This is a genomic window from Oerskovia sp. NPDC057915 (assembly GCF_042887685.1).
GTDB lineage: Bacteria > Actinomycetota > Actinomycetes > Actinomycetales > Cellulomonadaceae > Oerskovia.
Genome location: NZ_JBHVOS010000046.1, coordinates 1 through 3,657, shown reverse-complemented (window position 1 = coordinate 3,657; position 3,657 = coordinate 1). Strand labels below are relative to the sequence as shown.

Here is a 3,657-nt window from a genome sequence, read left to right as displayed (position 1 = left end):
GATGTTGTGGGGCAGGCGCGATCGTTTCGGTTCGCGGACAGTCGGATACGGGTTCGGGAGCGTCTTCTTACTCACGAGGCCACCTCGTCATAGGTCGCGGCGAACACGTCGGGTCGGCAGGGGTAGAACTCGCCCTGGATGCCCTTGATGATCCAGTCGCTTTCGCGGACGTTCACCCAGGTGTCGTGCAGCCGATCGCGGATGACGGCGCTGTAGCCTTCCTTGCGGCGCTCGTCGACCTCGTTGCCGGGGATCAGCTCCAAATCCCCGGCGTAGCAGTTGAATACCTCGTAGGCGTCATCTTCGCCGAGGACCATGAAGTCGGTGGCCACCATATGAGGTGTGCCGTCGTCGTTGCGGGCGACAACGAACTGCGTCCACTCCCACAGCGCGTCGGCTGTGTCGTATTCGCCGTCCCACTGCATTGCCTGGATTTCGACGGGCTTCTTGCGGAATGTTGTGGGTGTAGTCATGACTTGCCTCCGGTGTCTTTGCGGATTTTGCGGACGAGGACTGCGATGAATGTTCCGACGGCTACGAGGACGAGTACTTGGGCGATGGCCGCGAGGTCGTTGATCACGCGGCATCAACTCCGCAGAACTTCGTATCGGCCGGCATCCGGTCGCAGACGATGATGTCGGCGGGCAAGATCCATTCGTCGGTGATTGTGCGGACCGTCCACCAGTAGGTGCCGTCTTTGTCGCGGCCGGCAGCAATGGCGCGACAAGGGATCTCGGTGTAACGGCGGCGACCGTTGGGGGCGGGCGAGATCTCGCGGACGAGACGAATATCGGCCGGCGGGGTGGGAGTGTCGGTGCGACCGAGGGACGTGTCGGGCAGTGCCCATGAGCCGGAGTACGGGGAGATGAAACGGGTCTCCGTCACTGATCCGCCCTGGATGCACAGTCTTCGAGATCCTGGACGGTTCGCCACGCAGGCTCCCAAGCGCCGGCCTCGTGAGGATCGAGCACTGCGAGCGCAGCACGGAGAGCAACTGCAGCGCTACCGATCACAGACGCTTCGGTGGGGGCAGGGACAACCGGCGAGGAGGCGGGCCAGGTGTAGGCCGGTCCGTCCTGATCGTGTGCAGTGTGATCGCCGTCGTGCCCGTTCGCAAGCGAGCATCCCCAGCCCTCGATCTCGGACGGGCAACGTTCCGCTTTCGTCTCCTCTTTGACGGGTTCCACCGCAGCGAACGGGGCGAAGTACGAGGTTCCGCGTAAGGAGATTTCGTAGGCCCTCCACGCCCCGATTTTCTTGTCGAATAGTTCCCAGGAAGTGTCGAACTCCCAGGATTCTGCGGCGCGGCGCCAGAGGTCGCCTTCGCGGTCGATGACAGTCCGGACGGACGGGTGTACTGCGAATAGGCTCGGCCACGGGCCAGCGATATCTGCGCGATTGTTGTTCGAAACCAGAGGTGTTCCCATGACGAAACCTGTTACCTGTAGGGCAGTTTCGACCTGCTTCTCTGCAGTGTTCCGGGTGTGACCATCTTCGGCGTTGTACTCGTCCGGGGACTGGCCTCGTAGGGCCATGGCGAATCGCCGAATGTCGGTGTCGGAGGTGCAAGGGCTCATGCGGATGTTCCGTTCGCGAGAGAGGTGAGGGCGTCAACGCGCGGCAGGAGGTTGCCGTAGACGCGGGGGTTGCGGAGGGAGCTTTCGCGGTAGCTGTCAAGTGAGCTTCGGAAGGCGGATTGTTCGGCGTCGGTGAGCTTGGACCATTCGTCGGGGAGCATGGCGGGGCCGTCGTTGTAGATGGCGTCGGCGGCGAGGTCTGTGCCGACGTCGAGTATTCGCATGTAGGCGAATCGGGGGCGCATGCCCAGCCTGATGTGAAGGGCGACTCGGCGGACGAAGCGTTCGTCGAGCAGGTACGAGGTGTACGAGTAGGGGATTTCCTGATAGGTCCAGCCGTCGGGGAGGGAGGCGTGGGTGAAGAGGTCGTCTCCGGGGACGGGTTCGCCTCTGACGAATCCAAGTTCGATAAGGCGTGGCCACCACTGGTCGGCGATTTCGGGTTCGATCTCTACGGGAAGGAGACCGCCTCGAACGATGTCGTCGAATGTGTTGATAGTCATTACTTTCCCTTGTCTTCGAGGTCGGATACGGAGAAGACACCGGACGCAGTTTTGAGGTCGATGCCCGAGGGCCGAGTTAGACGCTGGTCCCACGCTTTGCGCCATTCGGTGTGTCTGGCGGTGTCGTCTTCGCTGACGTGCACGGGGATGAGGAGTCCGAGGAAGCTTTCGCCGCAGCGGATGAACTGGGCGCGGCCGGCGGTGGTGGTCTGGACGATGAGCGGCTCGTCGTAGCAGCTTGATGCGATCGCGAAGCGAGACTGGAACTTTCCGTTTACGGCGATGTCTTCGACGAGGGCAGCTTTTGCGTAGTGGTACTGCGCGAAAAGCTTTTCCAGGCGCGGGAACGCATCGTCGGTGATCCTGGGGACTTTGAGGGAATGGCCGTCGATGAGTCCGGAGGAGTCGATGACGGTGACGTGGTTCTCGTCGGCTTCGATGCGCAGGATGTATTGCGGTTCGTCGCCTTTGTCTTTGGGTGCGTTGAAGATTCCGAGGATCGATTTCGCGTCGGCGGGGACGAGGTCGATGGTTCCGATCCAGGACAGTTCGGTTTCTTCGCCGTCGGTGTCGAGGTGGGCGTGGACGGAGACGATGGCGAGTGCTGCGGTGAATCGGTCGGTGGCGGTGATGGTGACGTTCTGCGGGCCGATGTCGAGTCGGATGCGGCAGAGGGCGGGGAGGTCTTCGTCGGTGCTGGTGTGTGGCAGTACGGATTTGAGGCCTCTGCGGAAGTCGTGGGTTCCGACCAGGATTCGGGTCATGGCTCTCACCTCCTTCGTGGTGTTTTTGGTAGCGGGATTTCGTATTGGCCTTCGACGGGCGGGTGGCTGGTGTAGTTGCTGGTGCCGTCGCGGAGCCATTTGCAGTAGCCGATGCGGCGCTCGATGGGGAGGGAGTGCCACCAGTCGTCGGCGGTGTGGCCGTCCATTGCGGGTTACTCGGCGTCGGCGCTGGCTGCGCATTCGGCGATCAGTGCGATTTCGACGTCGGAGAAGACGTAGCCGAGGGCTTCGAGTTCACTGAGCCACGCATCACGCACCGGATGCTGTTCGAGCCATGCTCGTGTTCTGGTAGCGAGGTCTTTGTCGACGGCGATGCACACGACGACGAGGTTGACGATGGCGAGGGCTTCGAGGGACGCGGTCAGTGTCCACGCTTCGAGTTCATCGGCAAGGAATTGATCGGCGTCGTCGAGTTCACTGAGGTCGTCGGGAAGGGCGCGGCCGACGATGGTGGCCATGGCGATCAGGTCGTCGGTGTCGAGCCATTCCGTGGACGCGACGATTGCCGCTGCGGAAGCGCGCCGCGCCAGGTGATCGGTCTTCGCTGTGCTCGCGGCGTTGGTCCGGCCTTTGACGATCCTGGCGAGAAATTCGTAGCGGCAGTCGGCTGCGGTCCGAAGGTCGTCAGCGGATTTGCGTTTCGCGGTTTCGATTTCTTCGAACGACGGCTTCGTGGAGGCGCTCTCGGAGCTGGTCTCGGCTGGGGGGGTTGCGGTGCCGGCATCGGTGGCAGGGACGGTGTCGGGAACGATCCGGAACCAGCGCAGCGAAGACAGAGGCCCGTTGGTGTAC

Annotated in this window: 6 protein-coding genes; all 6 read right to left on the bottom strand. The window is 62.5% G+C overall.

All coding sequences use genetic code 11. From position 1 onward, the window contains the following. Window positions 1-71: 71 nt before the first annotated feature. Window positions 72-473, bottom strand: coding sequence for a hypothetical protein (locus ACFVQ3_RS18745; RefSeq protein ID WP_387642380.1), 402 nt, complete (start codon window positions 471-473; stop codon window positions 72-74). 103 nt (window positions 474-576) lie between these two features. Next, window positions 577-885: a hypothetical protein gene (locus tag ACFVQ3_RS18740; protein ID WP_387642378.1), complete on the bottom strand. Its 309-nt coding sequence runs from the start codon at window positions 883-885 to the stop codon at window positions 577-579. Next, complete coding sequence (locus ACFVQ3_RS18735) at window positions 882-1,577, bottom strand: hypothetical protein (protein ID WP_387642376.1); 696 nt, start codon at window positions 1,575-1,577, stop codon at window positions 882-884. Before ACFVQ3_RS18735 ends, ACFVQ3_RS18740 begins: the two co-directional genes overlap by 4 nt. Then, on the bottom strand, window positions 1,574-2,080 hold the full coding sequence (locus ACFVQ3_RS18730; RefSeq protein ID WP_387642373.1) for a hypothetical protein: 507 nt from the start codon (window positions 2,078-2,080) through the stop codon (window positions 1,574-1,576). Before ACFVQ3_RS18730 ends, ACFVQ3_RS18735 begins: the two co-directional genes overlap by 4 nt. Beyond that, the gene (locus ACFVQ3_RS18725; protein WP_387642370.1) at window positions 2,080-2,844 is read right to left on the bottom strand and encodes a hypothetical protein; all 765 of its coding nucleotides are present in this window, start codon (window positions 2,842-2,844) and stop codon (window positions 2,080-2,082) included. The genes ACFVQ3_RS18730 and ACFVQ3_RS18725 overlap by 1 nt, the downstream gene beginning before the upstream one ends. Before the next feature lie 173 nt (window positions 2,845-3,017). Continuing rightward, on the bottom strand, window positions 3,018-3,657 hold a 640-nt coding region (locus ACFVQ3_RS18720), incomplete at its 5' end, for a hypothetical protein (protein ID WP_387642367.1).

Excerpts from the sequence above, each read along its gene's own strand:
- ACFVQ3_RS18745 (WP_387642380.1), bottom strand. The coding sequence starts at position 473 with ATGACTACACCCACAACATTCCGCAAGAAGCCCGTCGAAATCCAGGCA.
- ACFVQ3_RS18730 (WP_387642373.1), bottom strand. The coding sequence starts at position 2,080 with ATGACTATCAACACATTCGACGACATCGTTCGAGGCGGTCTCCTTCCC.
- ACFVQ3_RS18735 (WP_387642376.1), bottom strand. The coding sequence starts at position 1,577 with ATGAGCCCTTGCACCTCCGACACCGACATTCGGCGATTCGCCATGGCC.
- ACFVQ3_RS18725 (WP_387642370.1), bottom strand. The coding sequence starts at position 2,844 with ATGACCCGAATCCTGGTCGGAACCCACGACTTCCGCAGAGGCCTCAAA.